This window comes from Halomonas sp. DP8Y7-1 (assembly GCF_019801685.1).
In the GTDB taxonomy this organism is placed as follows: domain Bacteria; phylum Pseudomonadota; class Gammaproteobacteria; order Pseudomonadales; family Halomonadaceae; genus Halomonas; species Halomonas litopenaei_A.
The window spans coordinates 140,761-163,970 of sequence record NZ_JAHVIN010000013.1; the positions used below are offsets into that span (position 1 = coordinate 140,761).

At 61.9% G+C, this 23,210-nt stretch carries 19 protein-coding genes; 15 read left to right on the forward strand and 4 right to left on the reverse strand.

Annotated elements, in window-relative coordinates:
• Positions 1-60: 60 nt before the first annotated feature.
• Positions 61-1,794, reverse strand: coding sequence for a tetratricopeptide repeat protein (locus tag KUV41_RS16625; protein ID WP_261389674.1), 1,734 nt, complete (start codon positions 1,792-1,794; stop codon positions 61-63).
• 205 nt (positions 1,795-1,999) lie between these two features.
• Between KUV41_RS16625 and hemA the strand changes: the two genes are divergently transcribed.
• The 14 genes from hemA (at position 2,000) to KUV41_RS16695 (ending at position 17,440) form a co-directional block, all read left to right on the forward strand.
• Entirely contained in the window at positions 2,000-3,265 is a 1,266-nt protein-coding gene (hemA, locus tag KUV41_RS16630; RefSeq protein WP_222163703.1) for a glutamyl-tRNA reductase, read from the forward strand.
• Positions 3,266-3,332: 67 nt separating this feature from the next.
• Positions 3,333-4,424, forward strand: coding sequence for a peptide chain release factor 1 (gene prfA, locus KUV41_RS16635; protein WP_206943402.1), 1,092 nt, complete (start codon positions 3,333-3,335; stop codon positions 4,422-4,424).
• Positions 4,424-5,260 (forward strand): peptide chain release factor N(5)-glutamine methyltransferase, encoded by an 837-nt coding sequence (gene prmC / locus KUV41_RS16640; RefSeq protein ID WP_222486806.1) that lies wholly within the window; start codon positions 4,424-4,426, stop codon positions 5,258-5,260. The genes prfA and prmC overlap by 1 nt, the downstream gene beginning before the upstream one ends.
• Positions 5,261-5,519: 259 nt before the next feature.
• Positions 5,520-6,020 carry an Lrp/AsnC ligand binding domain-containing protein gene (locus KUV41_RS16645; RefSeq protein ID WP_206943397.1) on the forward strand — a complete coding sequence of 167 codons (501 nt, stop codon included), beginning with the start codon at positions 5,520-5,522 and terminating at the stop codon, positions 6,018-6,020.
• Positions 6,021-6,027: 7 nt separating this feature from the next.
• On the forward strand, positions 6,028-6,810 hold the full coding sequence (locus KUV41_RS16650; RefSeq protein ID WP_206943395.1) for a HesA/MoeB/ThiF family protein: 783 nt from the start codon (positions 6,028-6,030) through the stop codon (positions 6,808-6,810).
• Complete coding sequence (locus tag KUV41_RS16655; RefSeq protein ID WP_315900604.1) at positions 6,807-7,724, forward strand: LysR family transcriptional regulator; 918 nt, start codon at positions 6,807-6,809, stop codon at positions 7,722-7,724. The genes KUV41_RS16650 and KUV41_RS16655 overlap by 4 nt, the downstream gene beginning before the upstream one ends.
• A gap of 416 nt (positions 7,725-8,140) precedes the next feature.
• The gene (locus KUV41_RS16660) at positions 8,141-9,430 is read left to right on the forward strand and encodes an NAD(P)/FAD-dependent oxidoreductase (protein WP_222486808.1); all 1,290 of its coding nucleotides are present in this window, start codon (positions 8,141-8,143) and stop codon (positions 9,428-9,430) included.
• Between the two features lie 69 nt (positions 9,431-9,499).
• Positions 9,500-10,726 carry an ABC transporter ATP-binding protein gene (locus KUV41_RS16665; RefSeq protein WP_222163536.1) on the forward strand — a complete coding sequence of 409 codons (1,227 nt, stop codon included), beginning with the start codon at positions 9,500-9,502 and terminating at the stop codon, positions 10,724-10,726.
• Positions 10,727-10,737: 11 nt separating this feature from the next.
• Positions 10,738-11,655, forward strand: coding sequence for an ABC transporter permease (locus KUV41_RS16670; RefSeq protein ID WP_206943388.1), 918 nt, complete (start codon positions 10,738-10,740; stop codon positions 11,653-11,655).
• Positions 11,652-12,446: an ABC transporter permease gene (locus KUV41_RS16675; protein WP_206943386.1), complete on the forward strand. Its 795-nt coding sequence runs from the start codon at positions 11,652-11,654 to the stop codon at positions 12,444-12,446. The genes KUV41_RS16670 and KUV41_RS16675 overlap by 4 nt, the downstream gene beginning before the upstream one ends.
• 55 nt (positions 12,447-12,501) lie before the next feature.
• Positions 12,502-13,569, forward strand: a complete 1,068-nt coding sequence (locus KUV41_RS16680; RefSeq protein WP_206943385.1) for a PotD/PotF family extracellular solute-binding protein — start codon at positions 12,502-12,504, stop codon at positions 13,567-13,569.
• Positions 13,570-13,674: 105 nt separating this feature from the next.
• Positions 13,675-15,042 carry a glutamine synthetase family protein gene (locus tag KUV41_RS16685; protein WP_206943384.1) on the forward strand — a complete coding sequence of 456 codons (1,368 nt, stop codon included), beginning with the start codon at positions 13,675-13,677 and terminating at the stop codon, positions 15,040-15,042.
• Between the two features lie 168 nt (positions 15,043-15,210).
• The gene (locus tag KUV41_RS16690; protein WP_206943383.1) at positions 15,211-16,533 is read left to right on the forward strand and encodes an NAD(P)/FAD-dependent oxidoreductase; all 1,323 of its coding nucleotides are present in this window, start codon (positions 15,211-15,213) and stop codon (positions 16,531-16,533) included.
• Between the two features lie 346 nt (positions 16,534-16,879).
• Positions 16,880-17,440: a glycine zipper 2TM domain-containing protein gene (locus KUV41_RS16695; RefSeq protein ID WP_206943382.1), complete on the forward strand. Its 561-nt coding sequence runs from the start codon at positions 16,880-16,882 to the stop codon at positions 17,438-17,440.
• 175 nt (positions 17,441-17,615) lie between these two features.
• On the opposite strand, the gene KUV41_RS16700 is transcribed toward KUV41_RS16695, so the two are convergent.
• A complete protein-coding gene (locus tag KUV41_RS16700) occupies positions 17,616-18,086 on the reverse strand; it encodes a phosphate-starvation-inducible protein PsiE (protein ID WP_222163532.1) in 471 nt (156 codons plus the stop codon).
• A gap of 165 nt (positions 18,087-18,251) precedes the next feature.
• On the opposite strand from KUV41_RS16700, the gene nhaB reads away from it, so the two are divergent.
• On the forward strand, positions 18,252-19,793 hold the full coding sequence (nhaB, locus tag KUV41_RS16705) for a sodium/proton antiporter NhaB (RefSeq protein WP_222486809.1): 1,542 nt from the start codon (positions 18,252-18,254) through the stop codon (positions 19,791-19,793).
• 131 nt (positions 19,794-19,924) lie between these two features.
• On the opposite strand, the gene KUV41_RS16710 is transcribed toward nhaB, so the two are convergent.
• Positions 19,925-21,418 carry a Na+/H+ antiporter NhaC family protein gene (locus KUV41_RS16710; protein WP_222486810.1) on the reverse strand — a complete coding sequence of 498 codons (1,494 nt, stop codon included), beginning with the start codon at positions 21,416-21,418 and terminating at the stop codon, positions 19,925-19,927.
• Between the two features lie 218 nt (positions 21,419-21,636).
• Positions 21,637-23,013, reverse strand: coding sequence for a glutamine synthetase family protein (locus KUV41_RS16715; RefSeq protein WP_222238664.1), 1,377 nt, complete (start codon positions 23,011-23,013; stop codon positions 21,637-21,639).
• Between the last annotated feature and the right edge of the window lie 197 nt (positions 23,014-23,210).

Here is a 23,210-nt window from a genome sequence, read left to right on the forward strand (position 1 = left end):
GAATAAAGGTAGAGCGTTGCGGGGGAGGGCGGTCACCTACCCGGCAGACGCCTGGTACTGTCAGGGGGCAATTTCTGGCCGTCGATCCAGCAGGTCGACAATCAGCGGGCGCTCCTCGAAGCGTTCCTGCGCCTGCTTGAGCAGGTCGCGGGCGCGTTCGCGCTCGCCAAGATCCCACAGCACCTCAATCAGGTGGGCCGCCACTTCCTGGTCCGGAATCTGGCGCCAGGCCTGTTCAATCCAGGGTAGCGCGACCTCAGGTTTGCCTTCGCGATAGGCGATCCAGCCCAGGCTGTCGAGAATCGCCGGATTGTCCGGCGACAGGTCGTAGGCGCGCTGAATCAGTCGCCTTGCCTCGGCGAAGTCATCAGGGTCGCCTGCATCTGCCAGGGTGTAGCCAAGGGCATTGAGGGCGACCGCATTGTCCGGCTGCTGTTCGACCAGAGTGCGTAGATCCTGTTCCGAGGTGTCCATGTCTCCCTCGGTCCAGGCGCGCATGGCGCGGAAGTAGCGCAGGTCGCCGTCTTCCGGTGTGCGGGTCAGTTCGCGATTGAGCAATGTCTCGGCCTGGGCATTCATGCCCTGCTGGTCGAGCAGTTGGACTTCGGTGACCACCAGGCCGGTATAGGCCTCATCGTGGCGCAGGCGTTCGACCCGCAGGAACGCGCGCGCATCCAGCAGTCGATCGGCCTCGATCAGCATGCTGGCCGCCCGCTGACGGGACAGCAGGAAGTCGGGCCCAGGGGGGACTCGCCGGTAGTACAGCAGGGCGTTATCGACGTCGCCTTCCTGCTCGGCGATGCTGCCGAGTAATAAATAGAGGGCGCTGGGCGCCTGAGGGTCATCGACCAGCGGCAGCAGCAGACGTCGGGCCGGCGCGCGATGGCCTTCTTCCAGGTAGAGCTGGGCCAGGCCGACCCGCAGCAGCGGGTTATCGCCGCGGGTATCCAGCAGCGTGTCGGTGTTCCCCTCGGCGGAGGTCAGGTTGCCCAGACGGATGTCGGCTCGCGCCATAAGAAGAAGGAAGCGAGGATCTTCCGGTGATTGGTCAAGGCCGCGGCGTGCGGTGCTGCGAGCCTGCTGGTAGCGGCCTGCATCCAGAGCGATGCGTGATTCCGCCAGCAGTCCCTGGGTGCTGTTACGGCTGCTGGCATCGAGTGCGGCAATTCGCCGCTGTGCCGCGTCGTGGTTGCCCGAGGCGGAATCGGTCAGGGCCAAGGCCAGCTGCAGGTCGTCCCGTTGGCGCGCGTCGCGCTGACCGGTGGTCAACGCCTCGTTCAATTGTGCCGCCAGCGCCTGAGGATCGGCGCCGCTGGACAGAGCGGTGTCGACGAAGCGGGTAATGTCGTCTTCCCCGGGGGCGATCAGTCGCTGCTGCAGCGCTTCTGTCCAGTTGCCGCGGCTGCCCGCCAGGTTGCCGAGAATCTGAGCCGCCACCGGGGCTTCTGGAGAGACCGACTGCCACTGGCGCGCTGCGCGTTCGATCAAGGCGGTATCGTCGGTAAAGCGTGCCGCCAGGGTGGCGCGCTCGACCAGGGCCGGCGAGCGATAGCGTTCGGCGGCGGCCAGATAGCCTTCGGTGGCTCGACGATAGTCGCCGCGCTGGCCAGCCATCTCCGCGATCAATAGGGTCGACAGGCCTTCGGCGTCGAGCCCCCGGGTGATCGGGGGAGCGCCCGCCATCGGGTCGTCGGATGCCATGTCATAGGCGCTGCCGCTGGGGCTATAGGAGACGCTTTGGCAGCCGGCAAGCCACGCTGTCAGCGACAGGGCAAGCAGGGTGCGGGCTGGCATTCCTTGGCGCGCGTTCGAAGGCATTGAGGCATCATCTTTTCCATCAGGAATCCCAGCATAACGGCTTGGCGTCTCTTGGCAAAGGTCAATACCTTAAGGCGGCGACAAGGGAGCGAGCTCGCCACACCCTATGGTAGGATAGGGCGCCTTGCAGGAGTGGTTCACTGGACCACCCCAGACACCCGCTGATGAAGACGTCGAACGCATGACCCTGCTCGCCCTTGGCATCAATCATCGAACCGCCGCCATCGAGGTGCGCGAAAAGGTGGCTTTTGGCCCCTCGCAGCTGACGCTGGCGCTCAACGAGCTGCGCGCGCTGCCTGGTGTGCACGAAGCGGCGGTGCTGTCGACCTGTAACCGTACCGAGCTGTACTGCGTCACCGATGCTCGCGGCGAGTCCGACGTACTTGATTGGCTCAGCCGGTTTCACGCCCTACCCCGAGAAGAGCTGTTGCACTGCGCCTACCATTATCTGGATGGGGATGCCGCCCGACACCTGATGCGTGTGGCGGTAGGTCTCGATTCCATGGTGCTGGGTGAGCCTCAGATTCTGGGGCAGATCAAGGACGCCTATCAGGCGGCGCGCGAGGCGCAGGGGCTGGGGGGAGAGCTCGAGCGACTGTTTCAACATACCTTTGCCGTCGCCAAGCAGGTGCGTACCGAGACGGCCATCGGTGAGAACCCGGTGTCGGTGGCGTATGCCGCCGTCAGTCTGGCCAGTCGCATTTTCGATGATTTTGGTCGCGCCCGAGCGCTGCTGATCGGGGCGGGCGAGACCATCGAGCTGGTGGCCCGCCATCTGCATGAGGCGGGGGTGCAGCAGTTGACCGTGGCCAATCGCACCCGCGAGCGCGCCAGCGTGCTGGCCGGTGCCCTGGGTGGCACCGCTATCAGCCTCGATGAAATTCCCGAGGCGCTGGAACATGCCGACATCGTGATCTCTTCCACGGCGGCGCCGCTGCCGATACTGGGCAAGGGGATGGTGGAGCGGGCGCTGAAGCGTCGCCGTCATCGCCCCGTGTTTATGGTGGACATCGCGGTGCCGAGGGACATTGAGCCCGAGGTGGGGGACCTGTCCGATATCTTCCTTTATACCGTCGATGACCTGCAGGAGGTCATCGAGGAAAATCGCCGCCACCGCCAGGTGGCCGCGGATCAGGCAGAATCGCTGATCGAGCATGGCGTTACCCACTGGCACAAGGAGCGCCGCGTTCGTGGCGCCGGTGAAGTGATTCGTGACGTGCGTGCCAAGGGCGAGGCGCTGCGCGACGAGGCCCAGGCTCAGGCCCTGGAGCGGCTGGCCAAGGGGGAAGACCCTGAGGCCGTGGTTCGGCGGCTGGCCCACCAGTTGACGAATCGCCTGTTGCACCAGCCGACCCTGGCGCTGCGAGGCGCCGCGGCCGACGAGCGCCAGGAGCTGATGGATGCTGCTGTGGAGCTGCTGCTGGGCGAGTCCCATTCGCCGGGCTGATGCGCTCAGCTCGGGCTGCGGCTGTCGGGTGTGCTGCTCCCTCTTACATGATTTCAAGGAATAACCGATGAAAGCTTCCCTGCGTGAGCGCCTCGATGCCTTCGTCGACCGCTTCGAGGAACTCTCTGCCCTGCTGGCAGAGCCCGATGTGATCAGCGACCAGGCTCGCTTTCGTGACTACTCTCGTGAATACGCTGAGCTTGAGCCTCTGGTAGAGGCCTGGCAGCGCTATCGCAGCATCGAAGAGGATGTGGCCACTGCCGAGCAGATGGCCGAGGACGCCGACGCCGATATGCGTGAGCTGGCTCAGCTGGAGCGCGAAGAAGGGCTTGAGCGACTCGAGGCGCTCGAGGTCGAGCTGAAGCAGCTGCTGGTGCCCAAGGACCCTGATGATGGACGTAACGTCTTTCTCGAGGTGCGTGCCGGCACCGGCGGTGACGAAGCGGCGCTGTTTGCCGGTGACCTGTTTCGCATGTACTCCCGCTACGCCGAAAACCAGGGGTGGAAGGTCGAAGTGGTCAGCGCCAGCCACGGTGAGCAGGGCGGTTACAAGGAAATCATTTCGCGGGTCAAGGGCGAGGGGGTCTATGCACGGCTCAAGTTTGAGTCCGGGGCCCACCGCGTTCAGCGAGTTCCCGCCACCGAGTCCCAGGGGCGTATCCATACCTCGGCGTGCACCGTCGCGGTGATGCCGGAGGCGGACGAGGTCTCCGATATCGATATCAACCCTGCCGATCTTCGCGTCGATACCTTTCGTTCCAGCGGTGCGGGTGGTCAGCACGTCAACACCACCGACTCTGCCATCCGTATCACCCACCTGCCCACCGGCGTGGTCGTGGAATGTCAGGAAGAGCGCAGTCAGCACAAGAATCGCGCCAAGGCGATGTCACTGCTGGCCGCCAGGCTCAAGCAATCCGCCCAGGACAGTCAGCGGCAGGAGCAGGCCGATGCCCGCCGTTCGCTGGTCGGGTCGGGGGATCGCAGTGAGCGCATCCGCACCTATAACTTCCCCCAGGGGCGGGTGACCGACCACCGCATCAACCTGACGCTCTACAAGCTCGGTGAGGTGGTATCAGGAGAAGGGCTGGATGAGGTGATCCAGCCGCTGATCCATGAGTATCAGGCGGAACAGCTGGCAGCGCTGCAGCAGGAGCATTGATGCGCATCGACCTGTTGCTGGGCCGCGCGGGGGCGAGGCTCGCCTCCGCTGGCAGCCCCACTGCGCGGCTGGATGCGGAAGTGCTGGCGATGAAGGTGCTCGGGGTCGATCGCACCTGGCTCTACACCTGGGGCGACCGCCCCATGGAACCGCTGGCAAGGGCGCGTTTCGAGGCTCTGGTCGCTGCCCGCGCCCAGGGCACCCCGGTGGCCTACCTGACCGGCGAGCGAGAGTTCTGGGGACTGACGCTGGAGACGGCGCCAAGCACGCTGATCCCCCGTCCCGATACCGAAACCCTGGTCACGGCGGCGCTGGAAAAGGCGCAGGCCGACATCGGCCGTTTTCTCGACCTGGGCACCGGTACCGGGGCCATCGCCCTGGCGGTTGCCAGCGAGCGCCCGGCCTGGCATGTCACCGCGGTAGACCTGTCTGTGGATGCCGTGGCGCTGGCGCGGCGCAATGCGCGTCGTCATGGACTGCAGGTCCGCGTTCAGCAGAGCGACTGGTTTACGGCTGTCGCCGGTGAGCGCTTTGATCTGATTGCCTCCAATCCTCCCTATATTGATCCGGATGACCCTCATCTGGACCTGGGAGACGTGCGCTATGAACCGGCTTCGGCGCTGGTGGCCGCCGACCGAGGATTAGCGGATCTCTTTACGATTGCCGACCAGGCGCGAGAGCACCTTACGGTTGGAGGCTGGTTGATGATGGAGCACGGCTTCGACCAGGCGACGGCGGTGCGCGACCAGTTGATCGCACTGGGCTATGCCAATGCCAGCAGTCTTCGGGATCTGGCGGGACACTCGCGAGTGACGCTTGGGCAGTGGTTGCCATAGCTCTCCGCCGTGCTTGGACCCAGCGGCAGGACAGGCGCGAATGACGGCGGTCTCCTCGGGGATAGTGGTGCGCTGAAGCGGCCGCTGCGTTGAACCTCGGGGTGGAGTCCGTCAGAGGGCTGTGATACTGATAATCAGAAAAATACGTTGCCACCGCGCGGCGGGGCGCGAGAGATTGTTGTGAAATGCCTCTTTGTCAGGTCTTTTTTGGTCGATCTTTCCAGCTCACTGTCCCTGCCGCTAGATCATCAGGACCACAATGAAAACCAAGAACCGTTCCCTTGATCGTATTGATCTCAAGATCCTTCGCTGCCTTCAGGACAATGCCCGTGTGTCGTATGTGGACCTCGCCGCTCAGGTAGGGCTGTCCACCACGCCCTGCCTGGAGCGGGTCAAGCGCCTGGAGCGCTCCGGCGTTATCCGCGGCTACAAGGCCATTCTCAATCCGCGCATGCTCAAGGCCAACCTGCTGGTCTTTGTGGAGATCAGTCTGGAGACACAGTCTCCCGCCGTCTTCGATGAGTTTCGCCGGGCGGTCTCAAAGTTGCCCCAGATCCAGGAGTGCCACCTGGTCTCCGGTCAGTTCGACTACATTCTCAAGTGCCGGATTCCGGAAATGTCGGCGTATCGCCAGCTGCTGGGCGATGTGGTCCTGACGCTGCCCGGAGTAAAGGAATCCAAGAGCTACGTGGTCATGGAGGAGGTGAAGGAAGACTTCGCCCTGCATGTGCCGGACATCGCAGAATTCGAGGACAAGTGACCGCGCCATGAATGATCAGCAACTGCTGCGTTACAGCCGCCAGATCATGCTGCCTCAGGTCGACATCGAAGGGCAGGAGCGCCTGCTAGGCAGTCATGCCTTGGTCGTCGGGGCCGGAGGGCTGGGGTCTCCGGTGGCGCTGTACCTGGCCGCGGCCGGGGTCGGCGAGCTGACCATCGCCGATGCCGATAGTGTCGAGCTGTCCAATCTGCAGCGCCAGATCGCCCATCGCCAGGCAGACCTGGGACGCAACAAGGCGAGCTCTGCCGCAGAGGCTGCCACGGCGCTCAACGAGGGCTGTCAGGTGCATATCGTCGAGCAGCATCTCGATACCGCCGCCCTCGCTGCCCTGGCCAGCAAGGTCGACGTCATCGTGGACTGCACCGATCGTTTCAGCAGTCGTTATGCGGTCAACGCCGCCAGCGTGGCGGCCGGCGTCCCGCTGGTGTCCGGGGCGGCGATTCGGTTCTCTGGCCAGCTGGCGGTATTCGATCCGCGCCAGGAGCAGAGTCCCTGCTACGCCTGCCTCTACCCCCAGGACGACCAGCAGGATGAGGCACTGTCCTGCGCCGAGAGTGGCGTGATTTCCCCCCTGGTGGGGGTGATCGGCTGTTTTCAGGCCCTTGAGGCGGTCAAGCTGCTGGCGGGAGCGGGGCAGGCGCACCAGGGACTCGCTACCTTTGATGGCCTGTCCGGTGAGTGGCGTCACTACCGGCTGAGCCGCGACCCTCACTGTCCTGAGTGCCGCCAGCGTCCCACCGAGTCTCAGCCGCAAGAGCAGACGCCGTGAGCCGACAGCGGCCCGTCACGGATTTTGATATCCGCCTGCTTCGGGTGTTCAAGGCAGTGGCCGAGTGCGGCGGCTTTTCCGCTGCCGAGAGTGAGCTTGGCATCAGTCGGTCGGCCATCAGTCTGCACATGGGGGATCTGGAAAAGCGTCTTGGGCTCAAACTCTGCCGCCGCGGTCGAGGCGGCTTTGCGCTGACCGAGGAGGGCCGCGAGGTTCTGGAAGGGGCTCGACGTCTGCTGTCCGGGCTCGAAGCCTTTCGCACCGAGGTGAATGCGCTGCATCACAGCCTTCGTGGTGAGCTGAATATCGGCATCACGGACACGCTGGTCAGCTCGCCTGAGATGCGCATTACCCATGCCCTGGCCAGCCTCAAGACCCAGGGCCCCGATGTGCGCATCAATATGCATATGGATCCCCCGGGAGAGATTGCCAGGGGAGTGCTGGATGGCCGCCTGCATGTGGGGGTGGTTCCGGCGGTCAATCTTCCCACCAGCCTCGACAGTCATGCGCTCTACAGCGAGCGTTCCGGGCTCTACTGCGGTCGAGGGCACCCCTTGTTCGACGCAAAGGACGTGGCACTGGACGCACTCACCGACTGGGACGCGGTGGTGCCTTCCTATCCACTCCCGGATGACGGTCGTGAGCGCCATCAGGGGCTCAAGGCCAGCGCCACTGCATCCGACCGCGAGGGTGCCGCCTTTCTTATCCTCACCGGGGCCTACCTGGGATACCTGCCAGATCACCATGCCCAGATCTGGGTGGCCCAGGGGCGGCTGCGTGAGCTTTGCCCGGAGCAGGCCGCCTACGAGACGCCGTTCGTCGCCATCACTCGCCGTGATCGGCGTCCGCATCGCGTGCTGGAAGTCTTTCTGGAGGCGTTGGGACACGAAGCCCAGTCAGCGCGAGAGCCCTGATGATGGCGTGCGTTGTGTGCTCGCGTATTTCTGCTAGTCTGCTTCGTCGCTCATCGTTGATGATGGCGATGTGAGCGTATTGGGCCTGGACCAGGTGTCGAGTTTTTTTACCTTGATGGTGCTACGTTCTGCCAGCTGCATAACAGTATGACCGACGCGTTAACGATGTCTTTTGGTCGTCCGGGACGATATGAAGCCAGAAGCGCAAAGTCTAGGTGTCGTAGCTGGAGACATTTTCGTCAAGGCCATCAGGATGGCCATGCGTTAGGAATTACTGACCTTAGGGTTAGTAGGTTTGTGTTATTGGATACTTGACGCCTGGTGGCGAAAAAATGGCACACTGTCGTCATCACCTTGCTAAAAAGGTGTGAGATTCGATAACAACAAGCGTTTACGCAACCAACACGGATTCTCCCATGACAGATTCTTCCTCGTCCGCGGCGGCCTCCTGGTACCGCGACTCCATCAAGGTGGAGCTGGCGCCGACACCGGCACTAGAAGGCCAGGTGCATGCGGACGTCTGTGTGGTCGGTGGGGGTATTACCGGCTGCTCGACAGCACTTCATCTGGCCGAGCGTGGCTACAAGGTGGTGGTCCTGGAAGCTCAGGAGGTCGGCTACGGCGCCTCTGGTCGCAGTGGTGGGCAAATCCTGCCGGGGCTTGGCACCGACATGAGTACCGTGGAGCAAGCCCTTGGGCTATCGGCTGCACGGGATATCTGGGAGATGAGTCGCGAGGCGGTTCGTCTGACCGCTGACCTCATTAAGCAGCATGACATTCCTTGCGAGCTTGCCTGGGGTTACCTGCATGCAGCGGTGAAACCGCGCCACGTTCGCGAGCTGCGCGAGCACCAGGACACCATGGCACGGAAGTACGATTACCGTGCGCTTGAATGGCGCGAGGGTGCCGCACTCAAGGAGCATGTGGTGACCGACGCCTATCCGGCCGCCCTGTGGGAGTCGGAAGCGGGCCACCTCCATCCCCTCAACTACACCTTGGGTCTCGCCCGTGCAGCGCAGCAGGCCGGGGCCGTCTTCCACGGTTTCAGTCCGGTCTCGTCGATCGAGCAGGGCACCCCAGCGCGGGTGCTCACGCCACAGGGGCAGGTCACCGCCGACAGCGTGGTGGTCGCGACCAATGCCTACGGCGACGCATTGCTGCCCCGCCTGAGCGGGCGGGTCATGCGCTGCGCCAACTACATGATTGCCACCGCGCCCATGAGTGAAGAGCAGGCCGCGTTGGTGCTGCCCCGTAACGATGCGCTGTCCGATGCCAACTTCGTGCTGGATTACTATCGGCTGTCGGCGGACCGTCGCCTGATCTATGGCGGCGAGGTCAGCTACGATGGACGCCCTCCACGTGGGCTAGAGGCGCGCATTGATGGCAAGATTCGGCGTCTGTTTCCCGTGCTCAACGATGTTCAGATCGACTACCGTTGGGGTGGCGACGTCGCCATCACCTTCAATCGGGCGCCGGACTTCGGGCGTGTAGCGGCCAACGTCTACTACGCGCAAGGATACTCTGGACATGGCATGGCCATGGCCGGCCTCGCCGGCAAGCTGATGGCGGAAACGATTGCCGGCCAGAGCGAGCGCTTCGATGTCTTTGCTGCCATGCCCCATCGCCGCTTCCCTGGCGGTCGTCTTTTGAGGACGCCGCTGTTGTTGCTCGCCACACATTTCTACAAGCTTCGCGATCGGCTGTAGCAATGCACGGTCACGCTTTAACGACCGCAGCGTTTCACTGATGTGCCGACCATGACGAGGATCCCCCCTATGACCGAGATACCTTCCGCTCAGCGTGCGACCCAGCATGCGGGTGATTCCAGCGCTACGCCCGCGGACTCCGGCGAGGCTGAGCATGTTGCACAACCGCACGGTTCGTCACAGCACGAGCTGTCAGAGCATGGTCCTTCAGAGCACGACCGGCCCGCAGACGGCGGACCAGAGCGCAGCGCCTCGTCGATCCATATGCAGGGACTGCACAAGCGCTTCGGCAACAGCACCGTGGCTCTTGATGGCGTTGATCTCACTATCCAGGCGGGAGAATTCTTTACTCTGTTGGGGCCGTCTGGCTGCGGCAAGACAACCCTGCTGCGAATCCTCGCGGGCCTGGAAGAAGCCGACGATGGACGTCTGACCATCGGCCAGCGTGATGTCACCGACGTGCCGCCCCACCAGCGCAGCGTCAATACGGTATTCCAGTCCTATGCCCTGTTTCCGCACCTTTCCGTGCGCGAGAACCTGGCCTTTGGCCTCAAGATGCGCGGTGTCGATCGTCAGCAGCGGGAAGAGCGGGTGGCGCGTATTGCGCAGTTTATCCAGCTGGGGGATCTCATCGACCGGCGTATCGATCAGCTGTCGGGCGGCCAGCGTCAGCGCATTGCCCTGGCTCGAGCGCTGGTGTGCGAGCCGGACGTACTGCTGTTGGATGAGCCTCTGTCGGCGCTTGATGCGGGCTTGCGCAGCCAGCTGCAGGTGGAATTGCTGAGGGTACAGAAGCGGCTGGGCATGACCTTCGTGTTCGTGACCCACGATCAGGACGAGGCCATGGTCATGTCCGATCGTATCGCCGTGCTCAATGGAGGCACGATCCAGCAGGTGGGGCCGCCACGTGATGTCTACGAACGGCCCGTCAATGCGTTTGTGGCGCGCTTCATGGGACATGACAACCTCTATCCCATCAGCCGCCGGGAGGGGGATCGGGTGACCACCGAGCTGGGCGAACTGGTGCTCGAGCCGGGCACGGCGGGCAGCGATGAGCTGCTGTTGATTCGCCCTGAAACCCTGGACGTGCTGCCGGGAACGCAGCAGGGCGCCAATCACCTGCATGGCAGGGTGGTGGAACGCCTGTATCGGGGCAGTCACGCCGAGTTTCGCCTGGCGGTCGGCGCGGCCACGATCCAGGCCACGATCAACAACCGTGGACACCGGCTGCCCGAGGTGGATGACGAGGTGACCCTGGTGGTGGCCGCTGAAGATCTTGTGACCGTTGCTGCATAGGGGGACCGAGCATGAACGATACTGCTGTGCTCGGCCGTAGCCGAGCCATGGTGACCGAGACCAGGCATCTGCTGTTTACCGTCAGTCCCGGTGCTGCATGGATCATCCTTTTTCTGGTGCTGCCCAGTGCCTATCTGATGGGCGTGGCCTTCATGACCAACGGGCCCTATGGACTGCCCGAGATGCCATTGTCGCTGGAGTCCTTTCGCCAGCTGGCGGGATTCGGCTTTCTGGGCTGGAGCCCGGGCAACCTCTATACGCTGTTGAGGTCGCTGTGGCAGACCGTGGTGGCGACAGGGTTGGTGGTCGTCGTGGCCTATCCGATCGCCTACTACATCACCACCTGTCGAGCTCGCTGGCGGCCGATCATGCTGCTGCTGGTGGTCGTGCCGTCCTGGACCAATCAGGTCATCCGCACCTTTGGCTGGATGAATCTGCTGGCACCGGGGACGCCGCTGTCGGCTGCCGCCGAAACGTTGGGACTGATTGCCCCGAACATGGGCCTGTATCCGTCGAACTTCGCCGTCACCCTGGGCCTGGTCTACAACTTCCTGCCGTTTATGGTGCTGCCGCTGTACGCCGCCTTTGAAAAACTGGATACGGCGCAGGTCGAGGCGGCCCAGGATCTCTACGCCACGCCCATCAAGGCCTTCTGGCACGCGGTGTTTCCGCAGACCTTGCCGGGACTGCTGGCGGGCGTGGTACTGGTGGCCATCCCGGCCTTTGGCATGTATGTGATCCCTGAGCTGCTGGGCGGTGGCAAGGCGTTGATGCTGGGCAACCTGGTCGCCAACCAGTTCTCGGGTGGCTCCAACTGGCCGCTCGGCGCCGCCGGCGCCATCTTGATGCTGCTGGCAACCTTTGCTGGGCTTTATGCCATGCGGCGTATTGGCAAACGCCTGGGCGGTGGAGAGGAGGTGGTGATATGAGAAAGCGCACCCTCAAGCGTGGACTGACGGGCTTCTGGTGGTTGACCCTGGTCTTCCTGTACCTGCCGCTGGCTGTGGTGGTGATGTTTTCCTTCAACGCCGCCAATAGCGCCGCCAGCATGACCGGCTTCTCCCTGCGCTGGTATCACCAGCTGTTTGCCAATGACCAGATCATGAGTGCCTTCGGCAATACCCTGGTGCTGGCGCTGGCATCGTCACTGATCGCCCTGGCGATCGGCTGTCTGATCGGGTACGGCATGTATCGCCACCGGCATCGCAAGCTGGGCTGGTTGATCGTGCTGATCTATCTGCCGATCGTGTTGCCGGATATCGTCTTTGGCATCTCCGAGATGGCCTTTTTCGTCAAGCTCCACGAGTTGACCGGCTGGTTCAAGCCTGGACTCGGGACGATGATCATCGCTCACGTGACCTTTCAGATTCCGTTTGTGGCGCTGATTGTCTACTCCCGTTTCGTGGGGCTCGACCCCACCCTGTTCGAGGCGGCCAAGGACTTGTACGCGACCCCGATCAAGCGGGTGGTGCACTTCATGCTGCCGACCATCAAACCGGCGTTGATATCTGCCTTCTTCCTTTCCTTTACCCTGTCGGTGGATGATTTCGTCATCAGCTTCTTCACCTCGGGACCGGAAAGCGCCACCTTGCCGATCTATATCTGGGGGGCCATCAAGAAGGGGGTTTCACCAGAGATCAACGCCATTGCCACCTTGATGATCGCTGCCGTGGCGCTGGCTGCTGTCGCCAGCCTTGCCATCAATCGGCGCAAGGCGTGAAGGACCGATAACCGATACCTGTTCCATGACCCAGGGCACCAGGGAGACCCACACCATGCTCTATCGCAACCGCATCGCCGCCGGCATCACCTTGGCCAGCGTCCTGTTCACGGGGGCCGCTCAGGCCGAAGAGGGCAAGCTGTACCTGTTCAATTGGACCGAGTACATGGACCCCGAGATCATCGAGGCGTTTGAGGAGAGGTACGACGTTGAGGTCGTGACCAACTATTTCAACTCGAACCCTGAAATGATCGCCAAGCTCAATGCTGGCGGCACGTCCCAGTACGACATTGTGGTGCCGTCGAACTATTACATTCCGCGGATGATCGAGACGGGTCTGGTGCAGAAGCTTGACCGTGCACTGATCCCGAATTTCGATAACCTGATGGACCAGTTCAAGGACCCCAGCTTCGACCCGGGTGCTGAGTACTCGGCGGCGTATCAGTGGGGCACCACCGGTATCGTGTATAACACCGAGACCTTCCCTGAGGCGCCGAAGAGCTGGTCATTGCTGTTTGATCCGGAGGTCAATGGCGACTATCCGTTCTCGATGATCCAGGACGGCCAGGTGGCCACCGGCAGCGCCTGCGCCTATCTGGTAGGCAACTTCCAGTGCAGCAGTCTGGATGATTTGAAGCAGGCCGCGAGACTGCTGATCGAAACCAAGAACCGCGATAACTTCTCCGGTTTTACCGATGGCACGCCGACGCTGCAGCAGCTGGCGCGGGGCGTTACCCACGTCGGCATGTCCTTCAATGGCGACTATCTGTACTTCAAGGATGAAGACCCGGAAACCTTCGAGCATCTCGCCTTCATCATTCCCGACGAGGGTGCCGAGATGTGGGTGGACTCCATGGTCATTCCCGTGGATGCCCCCAACCCGGAACTCGCGCACAAGTTCATCGACTTCATTCTGGACGCCGAAATTGGCGCTCAGCTGTCCAATTACAACTATTACGCAAGCCCCAACGAGGCCGCGCGGCCTTACCTCGATGAGGTGCTGACGCAGCCGCCGACCCAGCCGACCGAAGACGATATGGAACGCCTTCGCTTCACCCCCAGCCTGTCAGGCCAACAGCTGCAGACCTTCCAGCAGCTGTGGTCCGAGGTAAAGGCTCGGTGATGCCACTGCCGCGAGGCGTTCAGCGCCTCGCGGCGTCGGCCCGGCCACGGGCCCCGGGACGGGGCTCGGCCACCGAGTGAGACACTTACGCAACGGAACACTCTCATGAGTAACCGCCAGGAAAGCCCAGCGCTTAGCGACTGGTTCAAACAATATGGTATTACCGAGGTCGAGTGCCTGGTCACCGATCTCACCGGCATCCTCAAGGGCAAGATCATGCCCGCGGGCAAGTACCTGAACGGTGGTCGGCCGCGCCTGCCGGACTCGATCTTCATTCAGACCGTGACCGGCGGCTACCCGGACGACGAGGATATCCGCTTCTGGAATCCCGCCGAGCGGGACATGGAGCTGGTCCCCGACCCCAATGCGGTGTTTCTGGTCCCCTGGGCTGACGATCCCACCGCCCAGATCATTCACGACTGTCACTACCTCACTGGTGAGCCGGTGGAGCTGGCGCCTCGCTACGTTCTCAAGCGCGTGCTGGAGCTCTATCAAGCGCGAGGCTGGACGCCCGTCGTGGCCCCGGAGGTCGAGTTCTTCCTGGTCAAGACCAATACCGACTCTGACTACCCCCTCGAGCCCCCGGTAGGGCGCACCGGTCGACAGGAGAGCAGTCGACAGAGCTTCTCCATCGATGCGGTCAACGAGTTCGATCCTCTGTTCGAGGAAATGTACGACTACTGCGAGGCGATGGATCTGGATCTGGATACCCTGATCCATGAGGAAGGCGCCGGGCAGATGGAGGTCAACTTCCAGCACGGTGACCCGCTGGTGCTGGCGGATCAGGTCGTGATGTTCAAGCGCGTACTGCGTGAGACGGCGCTGCGTCATGGCATGTATGGCACCTTCATGGCCAAGCCGATGGCCAACGAGCCGGGCAGCTCCATGCATATTCACCAGAGCCTGGTAGATCCGGCAACGGGTCGAAACCTGTTTGCCGGTGACGATGGTCAGCCCAGTCGCCTGTTTCACCATTTCATCGGCGGGCTGCAGCGTTATCTGCCCGCTGCCATGCCGCTGCTGGCGCCCAACGTCAATTCCTACCGGCGTCTGCTGCGCACCGAGACCTCTGGTTCGGCGCCCATCAACGTCGAGTGGGGCATGGATAACCGCACGGTAGGCCTGCGTGTCCCTGTGTCAGGGCCGGAGGCGACCCGGGTCGAGAACCGGTTGGCCGGAGCCGACGCCAACCCCTATCTGGTGATGGCGGCCTCTCTGGCCTGCGGCTACCTGGGAATGCTGGGCCAGGTAGAACCGCGTCCGCCCATGGTCGGGTCTGCCTGGTCGGGCGGTAACAAGCTGCCCGACGACATCGGCCCCGCGCTGGACCTGCTGCATGGCTGTGAGGCCCTGGCGGGTATTCTGGGGGAGCGATTCACCAACAGCTATCTGGCGGTCAAGCGTGCCGAGCACCGAGAGTACTTCCAGGTGATCTCCTCCTGGGAGCGTGAGCATCTACTGCTTCGGGTGTAGGTAGATGGTGGCGTGTCGGCGTTGACATCGAGCCAGGCGATTGCCTGGCTCGATGCATATGGAAGCTTAGAGTGGTGATTATTTGATGTCGCTGGGGTTGGTTTTGGCGCTTTCAACCGCGTAGAATGCGATCATATGTTGAATAAAATAACCATGTGAGAGGTTTTTATGGCCAGGTCAGCTTCTACGTCCTCTGCGGCGGCATCAGCCAACAGCGTTCATCACGCGGCCTCCTGGTATGCCGCTTCGGCCAATGAGAGTCCCCAGCGTCCGGCGTTGGCAGATGACGTGAGTTGTGATGTCTGTGTGGTAGGTGCCGGATTCACCGGTATCTCCGCCGCCCTGCATCTGGCCGAGAAGGGGCTGAAGGTCATCGTACTCGAAGCCGCACGTGTCGGTTATGGTGCCTCTGGTCGCAATGGTGGTCAGATCGTCAACAGCTATAGCCGTGACATGGATGTCATCGAGGACAAGTACGGGGCTGATACGGCTCGGGCATTGGGAGACATGGCCTTTGAAGGCAACCGCATCATTCGTGAGCGTATTGCCCAGTACGGCATCGATTGCGACCTGCGTGAGGGCAACCTGTTTGCGGCCTGCAACGACAAGCAGCTCAAGGGGCTGCGTGAACACAAGGCCTTGTGGGAGCGTTACGGCCACCATCAGCTGGAGTTGCTGGAAGGCGATAGCTATCGCCGTGAAGTCGGCAGCGACCGCTACAGCGGGGCGCTGGTCGATCATTCCGGCGGTCACCTGCATCCCTTGAATCTGGTGCTGGGGCAAGCGGCGGCGCTTGAGTCTCTGGGTGGCGTGATCTACGAGCAGAGTCCGGTGGAAGCTCTGGTGCATGGTCAGCCGGTACAGCTCAAGACCCGCCATGGGCGAGTCCACGCTGACAGGGTAGTGATGGCGGGCAACGCCTACATGAGCGGCGTCATGCCCGAGCTCGAGGCCAAGTCCATGCCCTGCGGTACTCAGATCATCACCACCGAGCCGTTGAGCGATGACCTGGCCCGCTCGCTGCTGCCGAACAACATGGCGGTGGAAGACTGCAACTACCTGCTGGACTATTTCCGGCTGACCCGCGACAACCGGTTGATCTACGGTGGCGGCGTCAACTATGGCGGCGAGGACCCCGCTGACATCGAGGCTGTCATTCGTCCGAAGATGGAAAAAACCTTTCCGCAGCTCAAGTCCACCAAGGTGGACTTTGCCTGGAGCGGGACCTTCCTGATGACGTTGAACCGACTGCCGCAGTTCGGTGTCATCAATGACAATGTCTACTACGCCCAGGGCTATTCAGGACACGGGGTTACCTGCACCCATCTGGCGGGGCGGCTGATCAGTGAGGTGATGACCGGCCGCGACGAGCGCTTTGATGCCTTCGCTGGCCTCCCTCATTTGCCGTTTCCCGGTGGACGCATGCTGCGCGTGCCACTGTCCGCTATCGGCGCCTGGTACTATGAGACCCGGGACAAGCTGGGACTATAGGGCTTGTACGAAAAGTGCCTGCGCTTGGTGATACGGCGTTAAAAATCGCCTTAAAATGCTCATTTACACCTCGTAAACTGCGCTTTCTCACCGATTTTTGCCTTGTCTAACCTTCGCTCGTCGACTTTTCGGACAAAGCCTAGGTCGGCGTCCTCTAGTGCTGTCGTCTCGGCGTCGCCAATGGGGGCCACCCTTGTCGCGTCGGGACGACAGTACGACAAAAACCTTGCAAGTTGACCGAGAAGGCTTCGAACGCTGTTCGATAATGGCTAGGATGGTGTCATCAACCTACGCCAAGACGCCCATCACGGGTGATAAGTGCCCGTGAAGGAGCAAGGAGAACAGCATGAGCAAGTCGATCATTGTCGGTTCCACCCTAGCGGTCTTCGGTCTCGGTGGCTTGGCCTTTGGTGCCTGGCAGGTCCAGCAGGCGCCCCAGGGGCCTCAATTCGCCAACATTACCGCGGTGACGCCGGTCACCGAGACCGTCAGCACACCGCGCCAGGTCTGCGAAAATGTGCAGGTGTCGCGTCAGGCACCCACCCGTGACCCTCACAGTATCCTGGGCAGTGCCGCGGGTGCCGTCGTAGGCGGCCTGGTCGGTAACCAGATTGGTGGCGGTAGCGGGCGCAAGATCGCCACGGTGGCCGGCGCCATCGGCGGAGGCTTTGCCGGCCGAGAGGTTCAGCGGCATATCGAGTCCGGGCAGACGGTGACCACCACCGAGCAGCGCTGCCACACGGTCAACGATACCAGCGAGAAGACGCTGGGCTATGACGTGGCCTGGGAATATGACGGTGTACGCCAGGTTGCTCGCCTGGAGAGCGCGCCGGATGGTGACCGGGTATTGCTGGAGCAGGGGCAGCCCCAGTGGGAGGTGGTGACGCAATCCACCGACCGCTCGTGAGGATGGCCGCCAAGGGATGATGAGATCCCTGCAGCTCCAAAAGACGCCGGAGCCCGTCAGTGGCTTCCGGCGTCTTTTTTCTTTTCATGGGCTGATGTTTATGGGCCGATATTCATCGGGCCGATGTTCATGTGCAAAGGGTAGGTTCGCAGTCAACGGCGTGACGGGGGAGTGCTCACTCCGACTTGCCGCTGTCCACTTCCTTGCCCAACGCATCAATGGGGCGACTCGAGGGGAAGGTATACGAGGCATAACGCACGGCCAGCACCGCCAATGCCAGCAGGAAGATGCCCCCGCACAGATAGAGCAGGCTGATATCTGGCTTGGGATGGTGGGAAATGTCCCCTATCAGGTAGCGGGTCAGGGCAGTAATGGCGACGTAGAGTAGAAAGCGAATCGGCAGGTGGTTGGTCTTGAAGTAGATGCCGACCATGGCGCCTAGCTCCAGGTAGATGAACAGCAGCAGAATGTCGTCTACGCTTGCATGCCCAGAGCTGATCATGGTGATGAACGTCCCCACCGAGGCCCAGGCGATCATTCCACCAATCACGAACAGCCCCAGGTAGTGGAAACCTTCCACAAGCAGGTTGCCAACGTCATCGGCGTGGTGGTGCATCTTGTCGCGGCTGCTACGGGCCCATTTCACATTCCATTCCTCATTGGCGGGGTCTGATCTCACGCTATCCCGATGGCTAAGCGCTGACAAGTCGCTACCCCTTTGGTTCAGGCTGAAGTCTTGATCCAGACGCGCAGTTCTCGCCGCTGCCTACTTGCATACTCCTGTCTGGTGAGTGTGACGAGGAGACTGCAGATGGTGACGACGTTACCGCAGGCACTATTTCGACATTTCCTGGGGACTTCCCCCGACTGGTACAAGCTCTCGCTTCTTGCCTGCCTGGTGATCAACCCGCTCGTGTTCTTCTGGCTGGGTGGCTTCGTGGCTGGCTGGCTATTGCTGGCGGAATTCATCTTTACCCTGACTATGGCGCTCAAGTGTTATCCGCTGCAGCCTGGTGGACTGCTGGCCCTGGAAGCCGTCGGCATGGGCATGACCGATGCACACCACGTGATGGATGAGGTCTCGGCCAATCTCGATGTATTGCTGCTGCTGGTCTTCATGGTCGCGGGTATCACCTTCATGAAGCCGCTGCTGCTGAAGCTATTCACCCGGCTTCTGGTCGGTATTTCCTCCAAACGTGTACTGTCGCTGTGCTTTTGCCTGACGACGGCGGCGTTGTCGGCGTTTCTCGATGCGCTGACCGTCATGGCGGTGGTCATCAGCGTATCCGTTGGCTTCTATGCCATCTATCATCGCGTCGCATCGGCCCGCGGCCAGCACGACAGTCACGATCACGCTGACGATACGCGGCTGTCCGATATCAGCCGCACTGAGCTGCAGGAGTACCGTCGGTTCTTGCGCTCGCTGTTGCTGCACACCTCCATGGGTACCGCCCTGGGTGGAGTCATGACCATGGTGGGGGAGCCCCAGAACCTGATCATTGCGGACCAGGCGGGCTGGGGCTTCGGCGAGTTCTTCTTGAGACTGGCGCCGGTGACCATCCCGGTGTTGGCGGCTGGGCTGGGTACCTGCCTGTTGGTGGAGAGTCGCCATCTGTGTGGCTATGGTCAGCGGCTCCCAGGCACGATTCGCCAGATCCTGATCGAACATGATCGGCAAGACCGCGCCGGATGTAGCGTAAGCGAACGCGCTCGACTCTGGGTCCAGCTGGGGGTGCTCACCTGGTTGATGGTGGCGCTGGCACAGCATCAGGCGTCGGTGGGCTTGATCGGGTTGGCCGTGATCGTACTGGCAAGCTCGCTGTTGGGTATTACCGAGGAGCATGCCCTGGGGCATGCCTTTGAAGAGGCGCTGCCGTTCACTGCCCTGCTGGTGGTGTTCTTTACCATTGTCGCGGTGATCGTCGAGCAGCACCTGTTTGTGCCGGTGATCGACATGGTACTCGCGCATACCGGGGGAGAGCAGTTGGGATGGGTCTATCTCAGCAACGGACTGCTGTCGATGGTGTCGGATAACGTGTTCGTTGGCACGGTCTACATCAGCGAGATTCGGGCCGCGTTCCAGCAGGCACTGATCAGCGCTGAACAGTTTGATCTGCTGTCGGTCGCCGTCGCCACAGGCACCAACCTGCCCTCGGTGGCCATGCCCAACGGGCAGGCCGCATTCCTCTTCCTGCTCACGTCCACGGTGGCGCCGCTGGTGCGCCTATCGTACCGACGGATGGTGTGGATGGCCGCCCCCTATACCCTGGCGCTTAGTCTCGGCGGATTCCTGTGCGTCCGCTACGGACTTGAGCCCGCCAGTCAGGCCATGCAGAGCCTGGGGTGGTTGTAGGGCGGCCAATATCGCGAGATAGAACCTGACACCGCCGCCCACAGGGGGCGGCGGTGCTGTTGACTGCCAGACCTCGCCAATAGGCATTGCCGGCAATGCACGAGGCTTAAGCGCCACGCCAAGCTTCCGTGCTACGCCAGGCAATATCCCAGCACGATAAAGCCGAGGGTGGTGATGCTGGCGCCGATCAGGGTGTAGGGCAGCTGCGTCAGGGCGTGCTGCATGGGCAGTACTCCGCTGCCCTGGGAGGACAGTACCGACGAGTCGGAGAAGAAGCAGGCATGGCTGCCGAAGCTCGAGGCGGACAGCAGGGCGCCGACCACCAATGGCATCGACACTCCCATATGGGCGGCCATGGGCACCACAATCGGGATCGAGATGACAAAGACGCCCCAGGAGGAGCCGGTAGCAAAGACCACGACGGCCATGGAAGCAAACACTATGGCAGGCAGCAGTGCGGGGGTGATGTAAGGAGCCAGCGTATCGATCATGAACTGGGTCATGCCCAGTTGATCGTTGACTTCCTTGAGCATGAAGCCGACGGCAACAATGGCCAGGGGCAGCATCATGGTACGGAAGCCGTCCATGATCGAATCCATCAAGCTCGAGAAGGTCGACAAGCGCTGCACCAGGAACAGCACGATAGTGAACAGGGTGGCGGCGATGACGCCCTTGAGCAGGTCGATCTCGAAGTAGGCACTGGCGCCGATCAATACCGCCATGGGGGCAATGAAATTGAACAGGCCAAGCCAGGGATTGCCGCGAGGGGTGTCGTCACTGAGCGGTTCGTCGGGGGCGCCATCGGGGATGGGTTGTCCGGCCTTGGCGCGACGCTCAGCGGCCTTCATCGGTCCGAGGTCGGGCATCAACCCGATCGCGACCAGAAAGACCAGGCCCATGGCCACCCAGCCATACAGCATGTACGGGATCGATTGGATATAGAGCCACATGCCAGGCCCGTCGGTCGCGCCATTGGTCTCCAGCAATTCGGCAAAATACACCGCCCAGGTGGAAATCGGCACGAGCACACAGATCGGAGCGGCCGTGGAGTCGACGATGTACGCCAGCTTTTCGCGTGATACCCCGAAGCGGTCGGTAAGTCGCTTCATGGCAGCAGATGTGGCGAGAGCGTTGAGGTAGTCATCGATAAAGATCAGCAGGCCGAGAACGGCGGTACTGATCAACGATTGCCGACGAGTCTTGACCAGGCGGCTCATGAAGTGGCTGAAGCTCAGGGTGCAGCCGGACTTTTCCAGCATGGCGATAAAGCCGCCCATCAGACCGCAGACCAGAATCAGCCAGGCGATGGTCTCGTTCATCATGACATCGAGTGAGATATCGGCCAGGGTCCCGATGTAATCGGCCGGCTCGATCAGGATGAGGCCTGACAGGGAGCCGATGGCCAATGCTTCAAGGGTGCGGTGGGTGGCGATGGCCACGACCAGTACGATCAGCGAAGGGACCAGACTGATCCAGCCAAATGGCGTTCCCGCTTCATGGTAGAGGGTGAGACCAGCCACCAGGGCGACTAATCCTGCGACCAGAAGGAAGACTCGGCCCTTGCCTTTCTGTGCAGGTTTGCCAGGAGCAAAGGGATGCGAGGAGGTGGAAGAGGGCGTGGTCATGCGATCACCTCCTGCAGATGAGGCTGGTGAGTGGCCAGGTTGACGAAAACGTCCTGCAGGCACGACGGGCGCTTGGGGCTTTTAGGAGTTGTGCGTGTCATAAGGGGACCCGTGTTGGTGTGTTGTGTTCGGGTTGACGTCGGGACAGGGCTACGCGACGGCCCCATGGGGCCGCTGCGTAGCAGGAATATCTGTGATGCTGAGAGGGTCAGGCGCCCTTAGACGTGGCGCAGATACCAGTCATACTCAAGGCGACTGACGCTTTGCATGGCGAGCTCGCGCTCCGCTCGACGGTTGGCCACGAAGACCTTGAGAAAGTCGCGGCCCAGGGCCTCGGCAAGGACCGCTGAGTCTTCCAGCAGATCCAGCGCCTGGCTCCAGCTATTGGTCAGCGTGGGCGTGAGCTGGCGGTAGGCGTTGCCGGTGGTGGCCTCAGGGGGCGTGAGGTCTGACGCCAGCCCATGCAGCACAGACGCCAGCAGCGTGGCCAGCAGCAGGTAAGGGTTGGCGTCGGCCCCCGCGACACGATGCTCGACTCGGCGCGCAGCGTTGGCACCGGAAGGGATGCGCAGGGCCACCGAGCGGTTATCGTATCCCCAGCAGGGGGTCATGGGCACGTAGAGCCCTGGTTGAAAGCGGCGGAACGAGTTGAGGTTCGGCGCGAACAGCGCCATCGACGCGGGCATCAGCTCCATCAGGCCAGCGATGGCGTTGCCCAGCAGGCGGCTGCCATGGGGATTTTCGTCGGGGTCTGCGAACACATTGTCGCCATTCTGGTCGACCAGGCTCATGTGCACGTGCATGCCATTGCCCGCTTCCCCGCCGTAAGGCTTGGCCATGAAGGTGGCTTCAAAACCGTGGCGCAGCGCGACCCCTTTGATCAGGCGCTTGAGCAGCACGGCGCTGTCACATGCCTTGAGCACATCATCGCCGTGAATCAGGTTGATCTCGAACTGCCCCGGGGCGCACTCTTTCAGTGCCGTATCGAGGGGCAGCTGCTGTGTCTTGGCCGCGGCGTGAACTTCCTCGAGAAAGTCGGCGTACTCATCGAGTTCACTGATGGAGTAGAGCTGGCTTTCCTTGGCTCGTTCGCCGCTGGCGGGGGACTTGCAGGGCTGCGCCATGCCGAGTTCATCGCGGGCACGATCGACCAGATAGAATTCCAGCTCCAGTGCCACGACCGCCTTGAAACCGCGATCCGACAGGCGCTGAACTTGGGCCGCCAGGACATTGCGTGGGTCGGCAAAGAAAGGACCATCGTCGTCGTCGCGCATGCTCATGAGCAGCTGGGCATGACGGCCGTCTCGCTGCCAGGGGGCCACCATCAGGCTGCCAGGAACGGGACGACAGATCTGGTCACGATCCCCGATGTCGAGCCCTAGCCCTGTCTCTTCCACGGTGTTTCCGGTGATATCGAGGGCGAACACAGAGCCCGGTAGCGCAATGCCGCTGACAAAGGCCTTTTCCAGGTTGTCCGTCGGAATTCGCTTGCCGCGCAGGACGCCATTGAGGTCACTGATCAGCAGGTCCACGCTGTCGATCTCGGGATGGCGCTGGAGAAAGTCGCGGGCTTCATCGACGCCGGGGGTGCTCATGCGGTCACCTTTGTTGGTTCGTTGTGATCGGCATAGTGTTTCGCTGGGCAAGCGGTGGTGTCAAATTATTTACGCGCGGCCATCACTGCATAGCACAGAAGGAATCCCGTCTGTTTGCGTATTTTTGTATCATAAACATGAATTTATAGATTGTTGTCTGTGGTTTTCTTCAGCCAGGGTTGGCAAGAAAATGCGAC